Here is a 17,594-nt window from a genome sequence, read left to right as displayed (position 1 = left end):
GGTTGGGAGCTGTTCGTATCGCGCGGGTAGGATACCCGCGTTTTAGCAAACGGAGGACAGGACGTTCATCCAATGTTTGTCTTCGGGAGTGGGAAATGAAGCCTTTCTTGCGCTGGTGTTACGTTGCGACAGCACTCATGCTGGCAGGATGCAGCAACCATGATTGGCGTAAAGACGAAGTTTTGGCAATCCCGTTGCAGCCTACGTTGCAGCAGGAAGTGATCCTGGCGCGCATGGAACAAATTCTTGCCAGCCGGGCACTGACGGATGACGAACGCGCACAGCTTTTATATGAGCGCGGTGTGCTGTATGATAGCCTCGGGTTACGTGCATTAGCGCGCAATGATTTCTCGCAGGCGCTGGCGATACGTCCCGACATGCCGGAAGTTTTCAACTACCTGGGCATTTACTTAACGCAGGCAGGCAATTTTGATGCTGCCTATGAAGCGTTTGATTCTGTACTAGAGCTTGATCCAACTTACAATTACGCGCGTTTAAACCGGGGCATCGCACTGTATTATGGCGGCCGCTTCCCGTTGGCGCAGGATGATCTGCAGGCGTTTTATCAAGACGACCCAAACGATCCCTTCCGTTCGTTATGGCTGTATCTGGTGGAGCGAGAAATCGATCCCAAGAAGGCCGAAGTAGCGCTTCAGCAGCGCTATGACAAATCGGACAGAGGGCAATGGGGATGGAATATTGTCGAATTCTACCTGGGCAAGATCAGCGAAAAAACGCTGATGGAACGCCTCAAGGCAGATGCAACGGATAACACTTCGCTCGCTGAGCATCTCAGTGAAACTGACTTCTATTTGGGTAAACACTACCTGAGTCTGGGGGACAAGGACACCGCTTCGGCGCTGTTCAAACTGACGGTGTCTAACAACGTTCACAACTTCGTTGAGCACCGCTATGCATTGTTGGAATTGGCGCTTTTGGGCCAAGAGCAAGACGACCTATCGGAATCGGACCAGCAATAGCTGACGAACACCTATCAGCCTGATGAACATTGGTTTTTAACCAAAGTTATCGCCTTAACGGGCGAGGGCTTTTTTGTTCGTTTTATAATCTAATTTGAGCCGGTTCACACTTTTCAATGAAAATGACTGAAAATTTTCTCGACGAGTTATGTAGACTGGCTGCCATTATTAATGAGGCACGTGTACATGACGACTGAGTTTGAAACCTCTTTTGCTGATCTGGGGCTGTCTGCTCCAATCATTTCCGCCCTGAACGATCTGGGCTATGAAAAACCATCTCCGATCCAGGCTGAGTGTATTCCTCACCTGTTGAACGGCCGCGACGTGCTGGGCATGGCACAGACCGGTAGTGGTAAAACTGCAGCGTTCTCGCTGCCGCTGCTGCACAACCTGCAGGCAGACCTGAAAGCACCTCAGATCCTGGTGCTGGCACCGACCCGCGAACTGGCGGTTCAGGTTGCCGAAGCGATGACCGATTTCTCCAAACACATGAACGGCGTTAACGTGGTAGCCCTGTACGGCGGCCAGCGTTACGACGTGCAGCTGCGCGCTCTGCGCCAGGGCCCGCAAATCGTTGTGGGTACCCCAGGCCGCCTGCTGGACCACCTGAAGCGCGGCACCCTGAACCTCTCTAACCTGAGCGGTCTGGTGCTGGATGAAGCCGACGAAATGCTGCGCATGGGCTTTATCGAAGACGTAGAAACCATCATGGCTGAGATCCCGGCTGAACATCAGACCGCGCTGTTCTCCGCCACCATGCCGGAAGCGATCCGTCGCATTACCCGCCGCTTCATGAAAGAGCCGCAGGAAGTGCGCATCCAGTCCAGCGTGACCACCCGTCCGGACATCAGCCAGAGCTACTGGTCGGTCTACGGCATGCGTAAAAACGAAGCGCTGGTGCGTTTCCTGGAAGCCGAAGACTTTGACGCGGCGATCATCTTCGTCCGTACCAAGAACGCGACCCTGGAAGTGGCCGAAGCGCTGGAGCGCAGCGGTTACAGCAGCGCCGCGCTGAACGGCGACATGAACCAGGCGCTGCGTGAGCAGACTCTGGAGCGTCTGAAAGACGGTCGTCTGGATATCCTGATCGCGACCGACGTTGCGGCCCGTGGCCTGGACGTTGAGCGCATCAGCCTGGTTGTCAACTACGACATCCCGATGGACTCCGAGTCTTATGTTCACCGTATCGGCCGTACCGGTCGTGCGGGCCGCGCCGGCCGCGCGCTGCTGTTCGTGGAAAACCGCGAACGCCGCCTGCTGCGCAACATCGAACGCACCATGAAGCTGACCATCCCGGAAGTGGAGCTGCCGAACGCAGAGCTGCTGGGCGAGCGTCGTCTGGCCAAGTTCGCCGCGAAAGTTCAGCAGCAGCTGGAAAGCAGCGATCTGGATCTGTACCGTGCGCTGCTGACCAAACTGCAGCCGGAAGAAGAGCTGGATATGGAAACCCTGGCCGCAGCGCTGCTGAAAATGGCTCAGGGCGAACGTCTGCTGATCCTGCCGCCGGATCCGGTCTTCAAGCCGCGTCAGCGTCGTGAGTTCAACGACCGTGACGATCGCCGCGGCGACCGTCGTGACAGCCGCGACAGCCGTGACGGCGATCGTCCGCGTCGCGAACGTCGTGACGTTGGCGAAATGCAGCTATACCGCATCGAAGTGGGCCGTGACGATGGCGTTGAAGTCCGTCATATCGTTGGCGCTATCGCTAACGAAGGCGACATCAGCAGCCGTTACATCGGTAACATCAAGCTGTTCGCTTCCCACTCCACCATCGAGCTGCCAAAAGGCATGCCGGGCGAGATCCTGAATCACTTCACTCGCACTCGCATCCTGAACAAGCCGATGAACATGCAGCTGTTGGGCGATGCACAGCCGTTCGAACGTCGCGAGCGTCGTGACGGTGGCAACGGTGGCGAGCGTCGTGGCAACGGTAACGGCCGTCCGTTCAACGGTGAACGTCGCGAAGGCGGCCCACGTCGTTCCTTCGGAGAACGTCGCGAAGGCGGTAACGGCGGCGAGCGTCGTGGCGGTAACTACAACCGTGACGGCAAGCCGGCGCCACGCCGTGATGACAGCGCACCGGCAGCACCACGTCGTCGTTTCGGCGACGCGTAATCGCTGATTCACCGTTCGCGGTGAAGCACTCTGAAAAACCAGCCTGCGGGCTGGTTTTTTTATGCCTGAAAATTGCCGTCAAACGCCCCTGAATGGCGTATCATTCATAAGGTTTTTTCTTATGGATGATATGCACGGGAGATGCCATGAGTTGGCAGCAGTTCAAATCTCAATACCTGGTGCGCTTTTGGGCGCCGCTGCCGGCGGTGATCGCCGCCGGGATCCTTTCTACCTACTACTTCGGCATGACCGGCACCTTCTGGGCGGTGACCGGCGAATTCACGCGCTGGGGCGGCCATGTGCTGCAGTGGTTCGGCCTGCACCCTGAGCAGTGGGGCTATTTCAAGGTTATCGGCCTGCAGGGCACGCCGCTGGAGCGCATCGACGGGCGCATGATCATCGGCATGTTCGCCGGCTGCATCGCCGCCGCGCTGTGGGCCAACAACATCAAGCTGCGCCAGCCGCAGCACCGCATTCGCATCGTGCAGGCGCTGCTGGGCGGCATCATCGCCGGTTTCGGCGCGCGCCTGGCAATGGGCTGTAACCTGGCGGCCTTCTTCACCGGTATTCCGCAGTTCTCGCTGCATGCCTGGTTCTTCGCGCTGGCGACCGCCGCCGGCTCCTACTTCGGCGCCAAATTCACGCTGTTGCCGATGTTCCGCATCCCGGTCAAATTGCAAAAGGTGAAGTCCGCCGCGCCGTTGACGCAGAAGCCTGAGCAGGCGCGCCGCCGCTTCCGGCTGGGCATGGCGGTCTTCGGCCTAGCGGTGGCCTGGTCGCTGTGGACGCTGTTCGATGCGCCGAAGCTCGGTATCGCCATGCTGTTCGGTATCGGCTTCGGTTTGCTGATCGAACGCGCGCAGATCTGCTTCACCTCGGCGTTCCGCGATCTGTGGATCACCGGCCGCACCCACATGGCGAAAGCCATCATCATCGGCATGGCGGTGAGCGCCATCGGCATCTTCAGCTACGTGCAGCTTGGCGTGGCGCCGAAGATCATGTGGGCCGGCCCGAATGCGGTGCTGGGCGGCTTGCTGTTCGGCTTCGGCATCGTGCTGGCCGGCGGCTGCGAGACCGGCTGGATGTACCGCGCGGTGGAAGGGCAGGTACACTACTGGTGGGTGGGGCTGGGCAACATCATCGGCGCTACGCTGCTGGCCTATTACTGGGACGATCTGGCGCCGGCGCTGGCGACCGACTACGACAAAATCAACCTGCTCGACACCTTCGGCCCGGTCGGTGGCCTGCTGGTGACCTATCTGCTGCTGGCGCTGGCCTTCGCCGCCATGCTGTGGTGGGAGAAACGCTTTTTCCGCGCCCGGCCTGAGGCGCAGGTGGTGAATTTGAGGAGTATGCCATGAAAGAGACGACGATAGTGCCGGACTACCGGCTGGACATGCTGGGCGAGCCTTGCCCGTACCCGGCGGTGGCGACGCTGGAGGCGATGCCGCAGCTGAAGCCGGGGGAAATCCTGGAGGTGATCAGCGATTGCCCGCAGTCGATCAACAACATCCCGCTTGATGCGCGCAACCACGGCTACAAGGTGCTGGATATCCAGCAGGACGGGCCGACCATCCGCTATCTGATCCAGCGTTAACGCCAAGGCGGTGGGGTTCCCACCGCCTTTTCGTTTTTTAGCCCTTCACGATGTCGCCCTTCACCCCGGCGACGATCTCGAACGAACGCAGCCGCGCCTGATGATCGAAGATCTGGCCGTTGACCATGATCTCGTCGGCATCGGTTTCACGCAGCAGCGTTTGCAGCCCGTGACGCACCGTTTTTTCATCGCCGACGATCGACATCCGCAGCGCCTGTTCGACGCCATACTGCTCGCCGGCGGTCCACAGCGCGTGGATGTTATCCACCGGCGGCGGCAGCGGGCCGGGCGAACCGCGGCGCAGATTGATGAATTGCTGCTGCATCGAGCTGAACAGGAAGCGCGCGTCGCGGTCGCTGTCGGCGGCGATCACGTTGACGCACACCATGGCGTGCGGCTGCGCCAGCTGTTTGGAGGGTTTGAAGTTCTCGCGGTACAGCTGCAGCGCCTGGAACAGCATATCCGGAGCGAAGTGCGAAGCGAAGGCGAACGGCAGGCCGAGCTGCGCCGCCAGCTGCGCGCTATAGAGGCTGGAGCCGAGCAGCCAGAGCGGCACATGTAGCCCCTGGCCCGGCACCGCCTGCACCGGTTGCCCGGGCTGCGCATCGCAGAAGTAGTTTTGCAGTTCCTGCACGTCGCGCGGGAAGGTATCCACGTCGCCGGACAGGTGGCGACGCAGCGCCATCATGGTGCGTTGATCGGTGCCGGGCGCGCGGCCCAGCCCCAGATCGATGCGGCCGGGGTAGAGCGACTCCAGCGTGCCGAACTGCTCGGCGATCACCAGCGGCGCATGGTTCGGCAGCATCACGCCGCCGGAGCCGAGGCGAATGCTCTGGGTGCCGGCGGCCAGATAGCCCAGCAGCACCGAGGTGGCGGCGCTGCCGATGCCGGTCATATTGTGGTGCTCGGCCAGCCAGTAACGCTGGTAGCCCCAGCGTTCGGCGTGCTGCGCCAAATCCAGCGAACAGTGGAAAGCGTCGCGTGCCTTGGCCCCTTGCGGGATTGGCGATAAATCCAGTACCGACAGCGGTACCGCAGTGTGTTCAGTCATGACATCGTCCATCAGAGAGTGGATCGCTTAAAGGGCGAGTGCAGGAGTCTGCATACCAAAAAGCCGAAAAAAGATGCTTTTTAGTGTTAAAAGCATAATCCAATTTATAGTTATAAAAGAGGAGATATGTGCTTGTGATATCCTCATGAGAGCAATGGTGTTTTTTGGAGCAATTTGAGACATGGAAATGATGATCCCCGCCCGCCGCTTACCGTTCCGGGAGCTGACATAATGAAAAAAAAGACGCTGTTTACCCTGTTGCTGATGTTGGCGGCGATCGCATTGGCGATCCTGTTCCGCGCGCACAATCAGGATCTGTTGCTGCAGGGTGAAGTGGATGCCCCCGAAGTGATCGTCGCATCCAAGGCGAAAGGCCGGGTCGTTGAACGCCTGATCGAACGCGGCGACGACGTGAAAAGCGGTCAGCTGATCATTCAGCTCGATAGCCCCGAACTGATGGCGCAGCTGCGTTCCGCGCAGGCGACGCGCGACGAGGCCAAGGCGCAGCTCGAGCTGTCGCTGCACGGCACCCGTGAAGAGAGCATCCGCAACCTGCGCGCCAACCTGGCGCAGGCCGAGGCGCAGTACCGCAATGCGCAAAATGACTACAACCGCAACCTGAGCGTGGCCGGCAAGGGCTATATCTCGAAGTCCGAGCTGGACGCTTCGCGCCGGTCGCGCGACACCGCCTTCCAGCAGGTACAGGCCGCCAAGGCCAATCTGGATGAAGGCATTAACGGCGACCGCGTCGAGCAGCGGCAGCAATATGCGGCGGCGCTGCGGGCGGCGGAAGAGAATCTGCTGCAGATCCAGGCGCAGAGCGACGATCTGCAGGTGAAAGCGCCGGTGGACGGCGAAGTGGGGCCGATCCCGGCCGAAGTGGGCGAATTGCTGAACGCCGGCAGCCCGCTGGTGACGTTGATCCGGGTGCCGGACGCCTACTTCGTGTTTAACCTGCGTGAAGACATCCTGGCCCACGTGCGCAAAGGCGACAAGGTCAAGCTGCGGGTGCCGGCGCTGAAGGACAAAATGATCGACACCGAGGTGCGCTACATCGCGCCGCTGGGGGATTACGCCACCAAACGCGCCACCCGCGCCACCGGCGACTTCGACCTGAAAACCTTCGAAGTGCGCCTGTATCCGTCACAGCCGGTGGACGGCCTGCGTCCGGGGATGAGCACCTTATGGCAATGGAAAGAGTAAGGGCCGGCTGGCGCTGCTTCAGTCACGCGTTCGACAAAGAGTGTCGCGTCGCCTTTCGCAGCCCGGTGGTGCACTGGCTGAGCTGGATCTTTCCGCTGATCCTGTTTGCGCTGATCAGCAGCAACTTCTCCGAAGGCACGCTGCTCGATCTGCCGGTCTCGGTGGTGGACAGCGATCACAGCCCGCTGTCCAAATCGCTGACGCGGCGGCTGGACGCCGGTTCGCATGCCCACGTCGAGGCATATGGCGGCGGGCTGCCGGAGTCGCTGAGCCGCCTGCGCAGCGCGCAGGATTACGCGTTGCTGTATATCCCGCCGGACTTTGAGGCCAACGCGCTGTCAGGCAAACAGCCTAGCGTAGTGATGTACTACAATGCGTTGTTCTACGGCGCCGGGCTGTACTCCACCCAGGACTTTGGCGGCCTGATGAACGAAATCAACGCCAGCACCCGCAGCATCATCGCCACCGAGATGGGTAAAACGCTGCCGCCGTTGGCGGACGTGACGCTCTCCTACGGCAGCCTGTTCAACGCCAGCGGCAGCTATATCTATTACCAGCAGTTCGCCGCCACCATCCACCTGCTGCAGCTGTTCGCGGTGACCTGCATGATCTACGTGCTGGCGCGCAGCAAGTCGCTGCTGCAGGCCAAGCCGTTCAGCCTGGCGCTGCTCGGCAAGCTGGCACCGTACACGCTGTGTTTCACCACCCTGCTGATGGTGGAGATCGCGGCGCTGGTGGGCATCTTTGACGCCCGCGTCAGCGGCAATCCGCTGTTTATGCTGATGATCGGCCTGTTCTACGTGATGGCGGCTCAGAGCATCGGCCTGCTGCTGTACACCTTTACCGGCAGCACCATCACCGCCTACAGCCTGATTGGTATTTTGGTCAGTATCGCGATGACCTTCTCCGGCATGGCGGTGCCTGAGCTGTCGATGCCGCTGCCGGCGCGCATCATTTCCAACATCGAACCGCTGACCCACGCGCTGTACGCGATGTTCGACGTGTTCCTGCGGCAGGTGCACGCCAGCGCCATCTTCAGCGTGTGCGCGCTGCTGGCGGTCTATCCGCTGGTGGCCGCGCTGCTGGTGCGCAATCGCCTGCCGGCGCGGCTGGCAAAAGAGGGGGAGGCCGGATGAAGCTCTATTGGCAAACCTTCGTTAAGGTGCTGCTCGGCATGCTGGAGCGGCCGGTGTGGCTGATGCTGATCCTGTCGCTGTGCATCATGAGCCTGGTGTACGCCAACCGCACGGTGTGGGATCTGCCGGTGGGGGTGGTCGATCAGGACCACAGTACCGCCAGCCGCCAGCTGATCCGCCAACTGGACGCCACCTCCAAGATAGCGATTGAAACCTACGACAGCCTGGAACAGGCACAGCGCGATCTCAGCTGGCGCAAGCTGTTTGCGGTGATCATCATGCCGGTGGATCTGGAGAAGAAGATCCTCAGCGGGCAGAACATCGTGGTGCCGGTGTACGGCGACGCCACCAACCGTCTGGCCAACGGCCAGATCCAACAGGACGTGGTGGCGGCCTATCAGCAGCTGCTGACGGAGTACAACAACGGGCTGCTGCTGCGCAGCGGTTTCAGCGAACGGCAGGCGCAGATACTGCTGACGCCGATACTGGGGCAAACGCTGGACGTGTTTAACCCCGGCATCAGCTTCGCGGCGATCATCTTTCCCGGCCTGTTGGTGATGCTGTTGCAGCACTCGCTGCTGATCGCCTGTATCCGCGTCAATATCGCCATGAAGAGCATGCCCGGCGGCAAAGCGCCGCTGGCGGCGCACCTCGGCGGGCTGACGGCGCTGCTGCCGATCTGGCTGTTCCTGTCGATCGTGCTGTTCGTGCTGTGGCCGTGGGTCTTGGGCTATCGGCAGACGGCGAACATCGCCGAACTGCTGCTGCTGACCTTCCCGTTCCTGCTGGCGGTATTGGGGCTGGGCAAGCTGGTGACCGAGTGCCTGCGCAGCGTCGAGATGATCTACCTGACGCTGGCGTTCATCACGACGCCGGTCTTCTACCTGTCCGGCACCATCTGGCCGCTGCAGTCGATGCCGGCCTGGGTGCGCGCCATCTCGTACAGCATTCCCTCCACCTGGGGCACCAAGGCGATCGCCGGCGTCAACCAGATGGGGCTGTCGCTGAATGAAGTGTGGGGCGACGTGATGATGATGCTGATACTCGGCGTGGTCTACACCCTGCTGGGCTTCGGCGTCGGCTTCTTACGCAACAGCGTGGCGCTGCGCGGGATGTTCAGGAAACGGCGGGCGAGTTGATTGAAAACTCCCCTCGGTGAGGAGGGGAGCGAGGATCACCCCACCAACTCCAACCCCGCCACGCGGCGCCAGTAGCCGTTGCAGTCGGCGTGGTTGGTCAAGGCCAGCGGCTGCTCGCCGCGCTCGTTGGCGCGGAAGGCATCGATCTGTGCCAACGTCTCGGCGCCCTGCGGCGACAGCCGCACGATGTCCACCAGCCCCTGCATGCTTGGCAGCTCGTTGCCGAGGTTGTAGCAGTAACCGCTCATGGTCTGGATGCCGTTGAGTACGAACACCTGCTGCTGTTCCTGGGAGCGCATCATGCGACCCTGCGGATACTTGATGCAGCAGGTTTCGCACTCGTCCTTGCCACGGTTTTCCGAGCGGGCGGTGAAGCAGCGCGCCGAATAGGCCAGCGGCAGATGGCCGTAGCTCAGCACCTCCACCTCGAAGTCGTGGCGGAAGCCCAGCTCGTCGCACTGCGTCAGCAGATTGGCCAGCCAATCGCGTGACAGCTCGACCGGCATGCACCAGCGCATCATGCCCTGGCGGCGCAGCAGGCGCAGAGTATAGGCGTTGTAGCAGTTCAGCGCATGGCCGGCGACGAACGGCAGACCGCGTTCCGCCGCCATGTTCACTGCGCCCAGATCGTTAGCTTCAAACAGGAACTCGCCGTTCTCCACATAGCGTTTCAGCTCATTCAGTTCGGACGGCGCCTGCAGCAGCGCCAGCGTGGAGATCACCACCTGCTTGCCGCTGCGGGCGATGTCGCGCGCCAGCGCCAGCCAATCGCCGACCTTCATCTCGCGCCGCTTGGTGCAGACGCTCTCGCCGAGATAAATGATGTCGGCGTTACTCTCCGCCGCCTGCTGATAGAACGCCGCGATGTCGTTTTTCGGCCAGTAGTAGAGTACCGGCCCCAGTGCGTATTTCATGTTTCCTCCGGCTACTGCCATTTGCGGTGATAGGCGCCCAGCGTGGTCTGGGTGCCCTCGGACATCGCGCCCAGCGTCTCCATCCAGGCGGCGTCGGCGCGGTAGGCGGCCGGATCGGCCTGGCAACGGTCGATCGCCTGGCGCCAGACGCGCGCCACCTGGCTGACGTAAGCCGGGCTGCGCTGGCGGCCTTCGATCTTCACCGAGGCGATGTTGGCGGCCAGCAGCTCCGGCAGCAGCTCCAGCGTATTGAGGCTGGTGGGCTCTTCCAGCGCGTGGTAGCGCACGTCGTCCACCAGATAGCGGCCCTTGCACAGCGTCGGGTAACCGGCGTTTTCATGGTCCTGGTAGCGGTCGATCAGCACGTCGTTCAGGCGCGACTCCATGCCCTGCGGGGTTTGCTGCCAGCGCACGAAACGCGCCGGCGAACAGGCGCCGACGGTGTTCGGCGACTCGCCGGTCAGGTAGGAAGAGAGATAGCAGCGCCCCTCGGCCATGATGCACAGGCTGCCGAAGGCGAACACTTCCAGCGGCACCGGGCTGGTGCGTGCCAGCTGTTTCACCTGATGCATCGACAGCACGCGCGGCAGCACCACCCGGCCGACCTCGAAGTTGCGCTGGTAAAAACGGATCGCTTCCTCGTTGGTGGCGGAAGCCTGCACCGAAACGTGGCGTTCCAACTGCGGATAGCGTTGGGCGGCGTATTCCAGCATCGCCAGATCCGCCAGAATCAGGGCGTCGGCGCCCAGTTGGGCCGCCATATCCACCGCGCGCTGCCAGCGGGCATAGCCGTCGGGATGGGCGAAGGTGTTGATGGCGATATGCAGTTTGCGGCCGTGGCGATGCACATAATCGACCGCTTCCTGCAGCTTTTTCTCGGTGAAGTTAAGGCCGGCGAAGTGGCGCGCGTTGGTATCGTCTTTCAGACCGATGTAAACGGCATCGGCGCCGTTATCCACCGCGGCCTTCAGGGCCGGCAGGTTGCCGGCGGGACAAAGCAGCTCCATAGATTTATCCTGGCTTAGCCGTGCGCCCGGCCGGGCGCACGCTGTCTTTAAAGGTTGCCGGCGGCGGTGTTCCGCCGGCAAATGCGAATCGGGGAGGTCATTTTAGGCAATGGGGCACACACAGGTTTTGATTTGAGGCAGCTTATGGCGTATTGATAAACATGGCGGTGAAATGCACTATTTGTTGATATAGACCGCTGAAGCCGCGCGTCAGTGTGGCAAAATAGCGGTAGTCCGTATTGAAAGGAGTGGATGACCGTGTTGGAACAACTACGAGCACGCCTTGTGCGCCAGGGGCCGTCGCTGCTGCGCATCCCGCTGAAATTCACGCCGTTCGCTCTGCAGCGTCAGCTGCTGCAACAGGTGCTGAGCTGGCAGTTCCGCCAGGCATTGGCGGATGGGGATCTGGAGTTTCTCGAATCGCGTTGGCTGAAGATCGAAGTTCGCGATCTGGCGCTACAATGGTTTATGACGGTAGAAAACGACAAACTGGTGGTCAGCCAGCACGCCGAAGCGGACGTCAGCTTCAGCGGCGATGCCAACGATCTGATCCTGATCGCGGCGCGCAAGCAAGATCCGGATACGCTGTTCTTTCAGCGTCGGCTGCAGATTGAAGGGGATACCGAATTGGGCCTGTATGTGAAAAATTTGATGGACGCCATCGAGCTGGAAAGCATGCCTGCGCCGCTGCGCATGGGGCTGTTGCAGTTGGCTGATTTTGTCGAAAAAGGGTTGCAGGAGGGCACGGCGTCGGCTTCCCGTGTGGCGGTATCATGCTGATCCGCGTAGAGATCCCGGTAGACGCGGCGGGCATCGACACCTTGCTGCGCCGCGCCTTTGGCCGCGACGACGAAGCCGATCTGGTGCAGCAGCTGCGCGAAGACGGCCTGCTGACGCTGGGCGTGGTCGCCACTGACGACGAAGGCGGGGTAGTGGGTTACGCCGCGTTCAGCCCGGTAGACGTGGCCGGCGAAGACCGCCAATGGGTGGCGCTGGCGCCGCTGGCGGTAGACGAAAGCCTGCGCCGCCAGGGGCTGGCTGAAAAGCTGGTGTACGAAGGCCTGGATTCGCTGAACGAATTCAGCTACGCCGCGGTGGTGGTGCTGGGCGATCCGGCCTACTACGGCCGCTTCGGCTTTAAACCGGCCGCCACCTATGGCCTGAACTGCCGCTGGCCGGACACGGAAAGCGCGTTCCAGGTGTATCCGCTGGCGGAAGACGCCCTGAATGGCGTCAGCGGCGAAGTGGCTTTTTCGGCGCCGTTTAATCGCTTTTAACGACCGGCAATAGATACGCCAACGACAGCGGCGGGTGATTCACCAGCCGCTCTTTTTGTATTTTGCTCAGCTGTTTGACGCGGTATTCCAGCTTCAGCGCCGTTGAGCGATCCCCCACCTGGCAGTGAAACGCCAATGTCAGTTCCCCTTTACCGCGCAGCGCCTTGGCGCCTTTGCCGGCTTGGTGCTGTGCCAGGCGGCGCGCCACGTCGGTAGTGATGCCGGTATACAGCATGCCGCTCGGTAAACGCAGCATATAGAGGTGCCAGGGAGTGGGGGTAGTGTCGCTCATCGTACGCCGTTTCGGTGGCCAGGGTCGGCGTATGATGGCATGTTCGCCATCACAATCCCATCCCCGGCCGCCGGAGCCTTACCGCTTTACCCCTTTTTTCCCGCCAGCTCGAAGCGCGGCGAGACGATGCCGTACAGCGTCCAGCCGAGGAAGGTGGCGATGGCGCCCCACATCATCGCTTCTTCACCGGAGCTGTAGAGCGCATAGAAGCTGTACAGCGCGCCGATGCCGGCGATGATATTGGCGATGCGCGCCTTGTTGTCCGGCACCTTCGCCACTTTCTGAATAATGACCAGCGCCGCCATCGACAGGATGTAAGGGATGATGTTGGTCACCACCGCCAGGTTCACCAGCACGTTGAACTGCTTGTTCAGCGACGGGCTGATGGTCATCAGGGACAAACCACTCTGGATGACGACGATGGTCAGCATGCCTTTAACCGGCGCGTCGGCCTTGCTCAGCTTGGAGAAAATTTTCGGGAAGAAGCCGCTGTCGGCGGAGGATTTGAACACCTGAGCGATGGTGAACTGCCAGCCGAGCAGCGAGCCGACGCAGGACATGACCATCAACGCCATGATGATCTTGCCGACCGTCGGGTTGAACATGTGGGAGAACGCCAGCCCGAACGGGGCGGTGGAGTTGGCCAGATCCATGTTCGGCACGATGCCGGCGATCACGTTGGTCGAAATGATATAGATCACCGCCGCGCTGAGGGTGCCGCCCAGTACGGCGATCGGCACGTTGCGCTCCGGGTTTTCCACCACGTCGGTGTTGGCGCAGGCGGATTCCAGCCCCAGGAACGCCCACAGGGTCATTGAGATCGAGGCGCCGATGGCTTCGAAGGTCGGCACCTGATGCGGGTTCCAGGCGGCGACGTAGGCGCTGCCGCTGAACCAGTACCAGCCGATGACCGAGATGCCCACCACCGGAATGATCACGCCCCAGACGGTGATGCCGCTGATTTTGCCGGTGATGCGCGCGCCGCCGAAGTTAGCGACGGTCGCCAGCCACAGCACGCCGATGGTGGCGATACAGATCCCGAGCGGGCTGAGCGTGGTGTCGAACAGCTCGGTGCCGTAGCCGACGGCGGAAATGGCGATGGCGATATTGGCGATCAGCAGTGAAACGCCGTAGGTGTAGTTCGCCATAAAGTTGCCTGATTTACCGAAGGCGTATTCGGCGTAGCCGCCCATGCCGCCGGATTTACGGCTGAACATGCCGCATTTGGCGAAGGCGTAGGCCAGCGCCATCGAGCCGACGGCGGTCACCAGCCAGGAAACGATCGAAATCGTGCCCACTTCGGCCAGCTTGGTCGGCAGCATAATTATGCCGGAACCCATCATATTCACGGCGGTCAGGATCGTTAATTGCACGACCCCCATTTTATTATTGGACTTACTCATGATCATTTTCTCTTTTAGGATGCGATCCGGGCGGCGGGAATCATTGCCGCCCCGTAAGGTGATTAATTTTTCATGACGTAGCCGTAAGCGCGGTTCCAGCCGTCCTCATCCTGTTGGATATAAACGCCCTGTAATTCCGGCGCGAATCCTGGCAATAAATTGATGCCTTCTTCCAGTGCCAGGAAATAACGCTGCGCGGCGCCGCCCCAAATTTCACCGGGCACCACGCACAGCACGCCTGGTGGGTAAGGCAGGGCGCCTTCGGCGGCGATGCGGCCCTCGGCCTTGGCCAGCGACACCAATTCCACATTGCCGCGTACGAACTCGGTATTGGCATCCTGCGGATTCATTACCACGCGCGGGAAATAACTTTTGCGGAACATCTCTTTTTGCAGCTCTTTAACGTCATAGCTGACGTAAAGATCGTGCATTTCCTGGCACAGCTGGCGGATGGTGTAGTTTTTGTAGCGCTGCTGGTGGTTTTTATAGACCGCAGGCAGCACCTCGCTGAGCAGGGAGTTTTGCTCGATGTGCTTCTCGAAGCGGGCGATCAGGGCCACCAGGTGCTGCATCTTGGCGATGTCTTCCGCCGGCGTCAGCAGGAACAGGATCGAGTTGAGATCGCATTTTTCCGGCACGATGCCGTTTTCGCGCAGGTAGTTGGCCAGAATGGTCGCCGGAATGCCGAACTCGCTGTAGCTGCCGGTCGCGGTATCGATGCCCGGCGTGGTGAGCAGCAGTTTGCACGGATCGACGAAATACTGCGATTCGGCATAGCCTTCAAAGGCGTGCCATTTCTCGCCGGGCACGAAGTTGAAGAAGCGCAGATCGTTGGCCATCGCCGCGGTGTCATAGGCCTGCCACGGCTTGCCGTCGATCTGATCCGGCACGAACGGTTTGATCATCGTGCAGGTGTCCAGCAGCATTTTGCGCGCTTCGATGCCCACGCGCACACATTCTTGCCACAGGCGTTGGCCGCTCTTGCCCTCGTGCATCTTGGCGTTGACGTCCAGCGCGGCGAACAGCGGATAGAACGGGCTGGTGGAGGCGTGCAGCATAAAGGCGTTGTTGAAGCGCTTATGGTTGCAGTAGCGGCTCTGTCCCTTGATGTGCTTGTCTTTTTTGTGGATCTGCGAGGTTTGCGAGAAGCCAGCCTGCTGTTTGTGCACCGACTGGGTGACGATGATGCCGGGATCGTTCTCGTTCAGCTCCAGCAGCAGCGGCGAGCAGTCTTTCATCATCGGAATGAATTGCTCATAGCCCACCCAGGCGGAGTCGAACAGGATGTAATCGCACAGGTGGCCAATCTTGTCGACCACCTGGCGGGCGTTGTAGATGGTGCCGTCGTAGGTGCCGAGCTGGATGATCGCCAGGCGGAACGGGCGGGCTTCGTTGGCGCGTTCCGGCGCCACTTCGCGGATCTGTTGGCGCAGGTAGCGCTCGTCGAAGCAGTGCGCGTCGATGCCGCCGATAAAGCCGAACGGGTTGCGCGCGGTTTCCAGATAAACCGGCGTGGCGCCGGCCTGGATCAATGCACCGTGGTGGTTGGATTTATGGTTGTTACGGTCGAACAGCACCAGATCGCCGCGCGTCAGCAGGGCGTTGGTCGCCACCTTGTTCGAGGCCGAGGTGCCGTTGAGCACGAAGTAGGTCTTGTCGGCGTTGAACACCTTGGCGGCGTGCTGCTGCGCGGCGCAAGGCGCGCCTTCGTGGATCAACAGATCGCCCAGTTTGACGTCGGCGTTGCACATGTCGGAGCGGAAAAGCGTTTCGCCGTAGAAGTCGAAGAACTGGCGGCCCGCTGGGTGTTTGCGGAAGAACTCGCCGCCCTGGTGGCCGGGGCAGGCGAAGGTGGCGTTGCCCATTTCCACATACTGCGTCAGCGTGTTGAAGAACGGCGGCAGCAGCTCGCTCTCATATTTGGCGGCGGCGGCCTCCAGCTGTTTGCCGTAGAACTGGGTATTCTTGCCGCACAGTTCAAACACACCGTGCAGCGCCGGCAAGACGGCGTTATCCAGCTCTTCTTCGCAGCAGACGGCGACGAACAGCGGAATGTTCAGGCCGTGTTCTTCGATGCGCGCCACCATGCCTTGCGTGACGTCGTCTACCGACAGCACAATGGCGGCGACGTCATTGAAATCGCTGTGGTGCACATCGACGATGTCGCGTTCAGTTTCAAAGCAGCCGAGGGTTTGGGTGTTGGCGGCAATTTTTAATTTTTTCATTTTTCTCATTCTTCAGGCAAAGGCATTCCGCCGGCAAATAATTCCATTTGCCGTTAACGCCTTCACGAAAATAAAGGTGTGCGAGAACCCAGTGATGCCGAAAGGCATTAACTGTGTTCGCTGTTTTATTTAGCTTGGATGCGCTTGGCCGAAATTAAAAATGAATTGCGTGTCCTTCCCGGTTAGCGAGAAAGAGATATTATCACCGGCGTGCGGAGAATAAATAAAACGCAATGACACTCTTATCAACGGCGTAAGAGCGAGGGGGAGGGTTATCTGTAGTTGAAGAATGCGAAACTAAAGCAGCTGCGATGAGCCATCATCATAATATGGGTTGTGCGCCTGATGTGCGCCATTTTTCGGTTATTGTTTTCCATTTTCTAATCCACCTTGCTGAGTGAAAAGATGGCGCTATTTTAACGCAAGGTGGGCTAAAAATCGTGATGAAAGTCACATAAATGCCGGTGTTTATAAATAACTATTCACCTATTATGCAATGAATTGCATAAGTATCATCCGGGTCCAGAGGTTGGCATGTAAATGAATTGCTAATGCTCGCGGCCCTTAAGCGCTTAATTTCAATGGCGCTCGGAAAGGAATAAAAAAAGCGGTCAAATAACCGGCTACATAACGATCAAATAAATCCGCCTTGTGTTTTTTATGTTATCAATCTGCTTTATGCAAAAATAAATAAAAATTCATTATTGTTGTTTTTATATTCATGTGTGATTTTTGATGATTATCGTTATTTGTGACTCGCCTCAACAACGCAGGGTAAGATGAAGTGAGTGAACCGGGAGGCGAGTAACCTTGAATACCTCAGAACAACGGCAACAGATTGCGGATTTCATCGGCAAGCAACATGTCTTAACGCTGTGCGCCGGCGACGGCCTCGACATGTGGTGCGCCAACTGTTTTTACGTGTTCGACGCCGCGACGATGGCGCTGTGGCTGATGACCGAACCGCACACCCGCCACGGCGGGCTGATGCTGAACAACGGCCGGGTGGTCGGCACCATCGCGCCGAAACCGAAAAGCATCGCGCTGATCCGCGGCGTGCAATACCGCGCCGAGGCGGTGCTGCTGAGCGGTGAAGAAGCCGAGGCGGCGCGCGCGCGTTACTGCAAGCGCTTCCCGATCGCCAGGGCGATGAAGGCCTCGGTATGGCGGCTGGATCTGCACGAGGTGAAGATGACCGACAACACCCTCGGCTTCGGCAAGAAGCTGCACTGGGCGCGGTCTATAATTTAAATCG

18 protein-coding genes are annotated in these 17,594 nt (G+C 59.9%); 11 read left to right on the top strand and 7 right to left on the bottom strand.

The annotated features are described in order from the left end of the window. Positions 1 to 95: 95 nt before the first annotated feature. The 5 genes from nlpI to yedF all read left to right on the top strand — a co-directional run bounded on the left by nlpI (position 96) and on the right by yedF (position 4,692). Entirely contained in the window at positions 96 to 980 is an 885-nt protein-coding gene (gene nlpI / locus ACJ8HA_RS20230; RefSeq protein ID WP_025305056.1) for a lipoprotein NlpI, read from the top strand. A 116-nt stretch (positions 981 to 1,096) separates the two neighbouring features. After that, positions 1,097 to 1,177, top strand: a complete 81-nt coding sequence (gene yrbN / locus ACJ8HA_RS20225) for a protein YrbN (protein ID WP_099032700.1) — start codon at positions 1,097 to 1,099, stop codon at positions 1,175 to 1,177. Beyond that, the gene (locus tag ACJ8HA_RS20220) at positions 1,167 to 3,095 is read left to right on the top strand and encodes a DEAD/DEAH family ATP-dependent RNA helicase (protein WP_442515473.1); all 1,929 of its coding nucleotides are present in this window, start codon (positions 1,167 to 1,169) and stop codon (positions 3,093 to 3,095) included. Before yrbN ends, ACJ8HA_RS20220 begins: the two co-directional genes overlap by 11 nt. A gap of 146 nt (positions 3,096 to 3,241) precedes the next feature. After that, positions 3,242 to 4,456, top strand: a complete 1,215-nt coding sequence (yedE, locus tag ACJ8HA_RS20215; RefSeq protein ID WP_049203332.1) for a selenium metabolism membrane protein YedE/FdhT — start codon at positions 3,242 to 3,244, stop codon at positions 4,454 to 4,456. Continuing rightward, on the top strand, positions 4,453 to 4,692 hold the full coding sequence (gene yedF, locus ACJ8HA_RS20210; RefSeq protein WP_004933486.1) for a sulfurtransferase-like selenium metabolism protein YedF: 240 nt from the start codon (positions 4,453 to 4,455) through the stop codon (positions 4,690 to 4,692). Before yedE ends, yedF begins: the two co-directional genes overlap by 4 nt. Before the next feature lie 37 nt (positions 4,693 to 4,729). Here yedF and ACJ8HA_RS20205 read toward each other — a convergent pair whose 3' ends face one another. Continuing rightward, entirely contained in the window at positions 4,730 to 5,743 is a 1,014-nt protein-coding gene (locus ACJ8HA_RS20205; protein WP_033633542.1) for a luciferase-like monooxygenase, read from the bottom strand. A 231-nt stretch (positions 5,744 to 5,974) separates the two neighbouring features. On the opposite strand from ACJ8HA_RS20205, the gene ACJ8HA_RS20200 reads away from it, so the two are divergent. The 3 genes from ACJ8HA_RS20200 to ACJ8HA_RS20190 are packed head-to-tail and all read left to right on the top strand — an operon-like array spanning position 5,975 to position 9,221. Further along, a complete protein-coding gene (locus tag ACJ8HA_RS20200; RefSeq protein WP_033638900.1) occupies positions 5,975 to 6,946 on the top strand; it encodes an HlyD family secretion protein in 972 nt (323 codons plus the stop codon). Further along, on the top strand, positions 6,928 to 8,082 hold the full coding sequence (locus ACJ8HA_RS20195) for an ABC transporter permease (RefSeq protein WP_025305061.1): 1,155 nt from the start codon (positions 6,928 to 6,930) through the stop codon (positions 8,080 to 8,082). The genes ACJ8HA_RS20200 and ACJ8HA_RS20195 overlap by 19 nt, the downstream gene beginning before the upstream one ends. Beyond that, positions 8,079 to 9,221 carry an ABC transporter permease gene (locus ACJ8HA_RS20190; protein ID WP_089181575.1) on the top strand — a complete coding sequence of 381 codons (1,143 nt, stop codon included), beginning with the start codon at positions 8,079 to 8,081 and terminating at the stop codon, positions 9,219 to 9,221. The genes ACJ8HA_RS20195 and ACJ8HA_RS20190 overlap by 4 nt, the downstream gene beginning before the upstream one ends. A 35-nt stretch (positions 9,222 to 9,256) precedes the next feature. Here the strand turns inward: ACJ8HA_RS20190 and ACJ8HA_RS20185 are convergent, their stop codons facing one another. After that, a complete protein-coding gene (locus ACJ8HA_RS20185; RefSeq protein ID WP_148123068.1) occupies positions 9,257 to 10,135 on the bottom strand; it encodes a U32 family peptidase in 879 nt (292 codons plus the stop codon). 11 nt (positions 10,136 to 10,146) lie between these two features. Continuing rightward, positions 10,147 to 11,142, bottom strand: coding sequence for a ubiquinone anaerobic biosynthesis protein UbiU (ubiU, locus tag ACJ8HA_RS20180; protein ID WP_015376422.1), 996 nt, complete (start codon positions 11,140 to 11,142; stop codon positions 10,147 to 10,149). Between the two features lie 258 nt (positions 11,143 to 11,400). Between ubiU and ubiT the strand changes: the two genes are divergently transcribed. Beyond that, the gene (gene ubiT / locus ACJ8HA_RS20175) at positions 11,401 to 11,922 is read left to right on the top strand and encodes a ubiquinone anaerobic biosynthesis accessory factor UbiT (protein WP_025305082.1); all 522 of its coding nucleotides are present in this window, start codon (positions 11,401 to 11,403) and stop codon (positions 11,920 to 11,922) included. Beyond that, entirely contained in the window at positions 11,916 to 12,419 is a 504-nt protein-coding gene (locus ACJ8HA_RS20170; RefSeq protein WP_043139248.1) for a GNAT family N-acetyltransferase, read from the top strand. The genes ubiT and ACJ8HA_RS20170 overlap by 7 nt, the downstream gene beginning before the upstream one ends. Here ACJ8HA_RS20170 and ACJ8HA_RS20165 read toward each other — a convergent pair. The 4 genes from ACJ8HA_RS20165 to speFL all read right to left on the bottom strand — a co-directional run bounded on the left by ACJ8HA_RS20165 (position 12,406) and on the right by speFL (position 16,716). Then, positions 12,406 to 12,711, bottom strand: a complete 306-nt coding sequence (locus ACJ8HA_RS20165; protein WP_442515472.1) for a GIY-YIG nuclease family protein — start codon at positions 12,709 to 12,711, stop codon at positions 12,406 to 12,408. The genes ACJ8HA_RS20170 and ACJ8HA_RS20165 overlap by 14 nt on opposite strands. A gap of 86 nt (positions 12,712 to 12,797) precedes the next feature. Continuing rightward, the gene (potE, locus tag ACJ8HA_RS20160) at positions 12,798 to 14,114 is read right to left on the bottom strand and encodes a putrescine-ornithine antiporter (protein WP_025305085.1); all 1,317 of its coding nucleotides are present in this window, start codon (positions 14,112 to 14,114) and stop codon (positions 12,798 to 12,800) included. A 62-nt stretch (positions 14,115 to 14,176) separates the two neighbouring features. Then, a complete protein-coding gene (speF, locus tag ACJ8HA_RS20155; RefSeq protein WP_060448244.1) occupies positions 14,177 to 16,339 on the bottom strand; it encodes an ornithine decarboxylase SpeF in 2,163 nt (720 codons plus the stop codon). A 272-nt stretch (positions 16,340 to 16,611) separates the two neighbouring features. Beyond that, positions 16,612 to 16,716 (bottom strand): leader peptide SpeFL, encoded by a 105-nt coding sequence (gene speFL, locus ACJ8HA_RS20150; protein ID WP_004933443.1) that lies wholly within the window; start codon positions 16,714 to 16,716, stop codon positions 16,612 to 16,614. 433 nt (positions 16,717 to 17,149) lie between these two features. Here speFL and ACJ8HA_RS20145 point away from each other — a divergent pair, with 433 nt between their 5' ends. Continuing rightward, positions 17,150 to 17,590, top strand: coding sequence for a YhbP family protein (locus tag ACJ8HA_RS20145; RefSeq protein WP_281041709.1), 441 nt, complete (start codon positions 17,150 to 17,152; stop codon positions 17,588 to 17,590). The last annotated feature ends 4 nt before the right edge of the window (positions 17,591 to 17,594 follow it).

It is taken from the genome of Serratia sp. CY33802 (genome assembly GCF_052169095.1).
GTDB lineage: Bacteria > Pseudomonadota > Gammaproteobacteria > Enterobacterales > Enterobacteriaceae > Serratia > Serratia bockelmannii.
Note: the sequence above shows the minus strand (reverse complement) of the source record. Positions and strands in the feature narration are given on the sequence as shown.

What these genes read in the sequence shown, in the direction of transcription:
- ACJ8HA_RS20195 (WP_025305061.1), top strand. Translation starts at nt 6,928, where the DNA reads ATGGCAATGGAAAGAGTAAGGGCCGGCTGGCGCTGCTTCAGTCACGCG.
- ACJ8HA_RS20165 (WP_442515472.1), bottom strand. Translation starts at nt 12,711, where the DNA reads ATGAGCGACACTACCCCCACTCCCTGGCACCTCTATATGCTGCGTTTA.
- potE (WP_025305085.1), bottom strand. Translation starts at nt 14,114, where the DNA reads ATGAGTAAGTCCAATAATAAAATGGGGGTCGTGCAATTAACGATCCTG.
- yedF (WP_004933486.1), top strand. Translation starts at nt 4,453, where the DNA reads ATGAAAGAGACGACGATAGTGCCGGACTACCGGCTGGACATGCTGGGC.
- ACJ8HA_RS20185 (WP_148123068.1), bottom strand. Translation starts at nt 10,135, where the DNA reads ATGAAATACGCACTGGGGCCGGTACTCTACTACTGGCCGAAAAACGAC.
- ACJ8HA_RS20170 (WP_043139248.1), top strand. Translation starts at nt 11,916, where the DNA reads ATGCTGATCCGCGTAGAGATCCCGGTAGACGCGGCGGGCATCGACACC.
- yrbN (WP_099032700.1), top strand. Translation starts at nt 1,097, where the DNA reads ATGAAAATGACTGAAAATTTTCTCGACGAGTTATGTAGACTGGCTGCC.
- speFL (WP_004933443.1), bottom strand. Translation starts at nt 16,716, where the DNA reads ATGGAAAACAATAACCGAAAAATGGCGCACATCAGGCGCACAACCCAT.
- ACJ8HA_RS20190 (WP_089181575.1), top strand. Translation starts at nt 8,079, where the DNA reads ATGAAGCTCTATTGGCAAACCTTCGTTAAGGTGCTGCTCGGCATGCTG.
- yedE (WP_049203332.1), top strand. Translation starts at nt 3,242, where the DNA reads ATGAGTTGGCAGCAGTTCAAATCTCAATACCTGGTGCGCTTTTGGGCG.
- ubiU (WP_015376422.1), bottom strand. Translation starts at nt 11,142, where the DNA reads ATGGAGCTGCTTTGTCCCGCCGGCAACCTGCCGGCCCTGAAGGCCGCG.
- speF (WP_060448244.1), bottom strand. Translation starts at nt 16,339, where the DNA reads ATGAAAAAATTAAAAATTGCCGCCAACACCCAAACCCTCGGCTGCTTT.
- ACJ8HA_RS20200 (WP_033638900.1), top strand. Translation starts at nt 5,975, where the DNA reads ATGAAAAAAAAGACGCTGTTTACCCTGTTGCTGATGTTGGCGGCGATC.
- ACJ8HA_RS20205 (WP_033633542.1), bottom strand. Translation starts at nt 5,743, where the DNA reads ATGACTGAACACACTGCGGTACCGCTGTCGGTACTGGATTTATCGCCA.
- ACJ8HA_RS20220 (WP_442515473.1), top strand. Translation starts at nt 1,167, where the DNA reads ATGACGACTGAGTTTGAAACCTCTTTTGCTGATCTGGGGCTGTCTGCT.
- nlpI (WP_025305056.1), top strand. Translation starts at nt 96, where the DNA reads ATGAAGCCTTTCTTGCGCTGGTGTTACGTTGCGACAGCACTCATGCTG.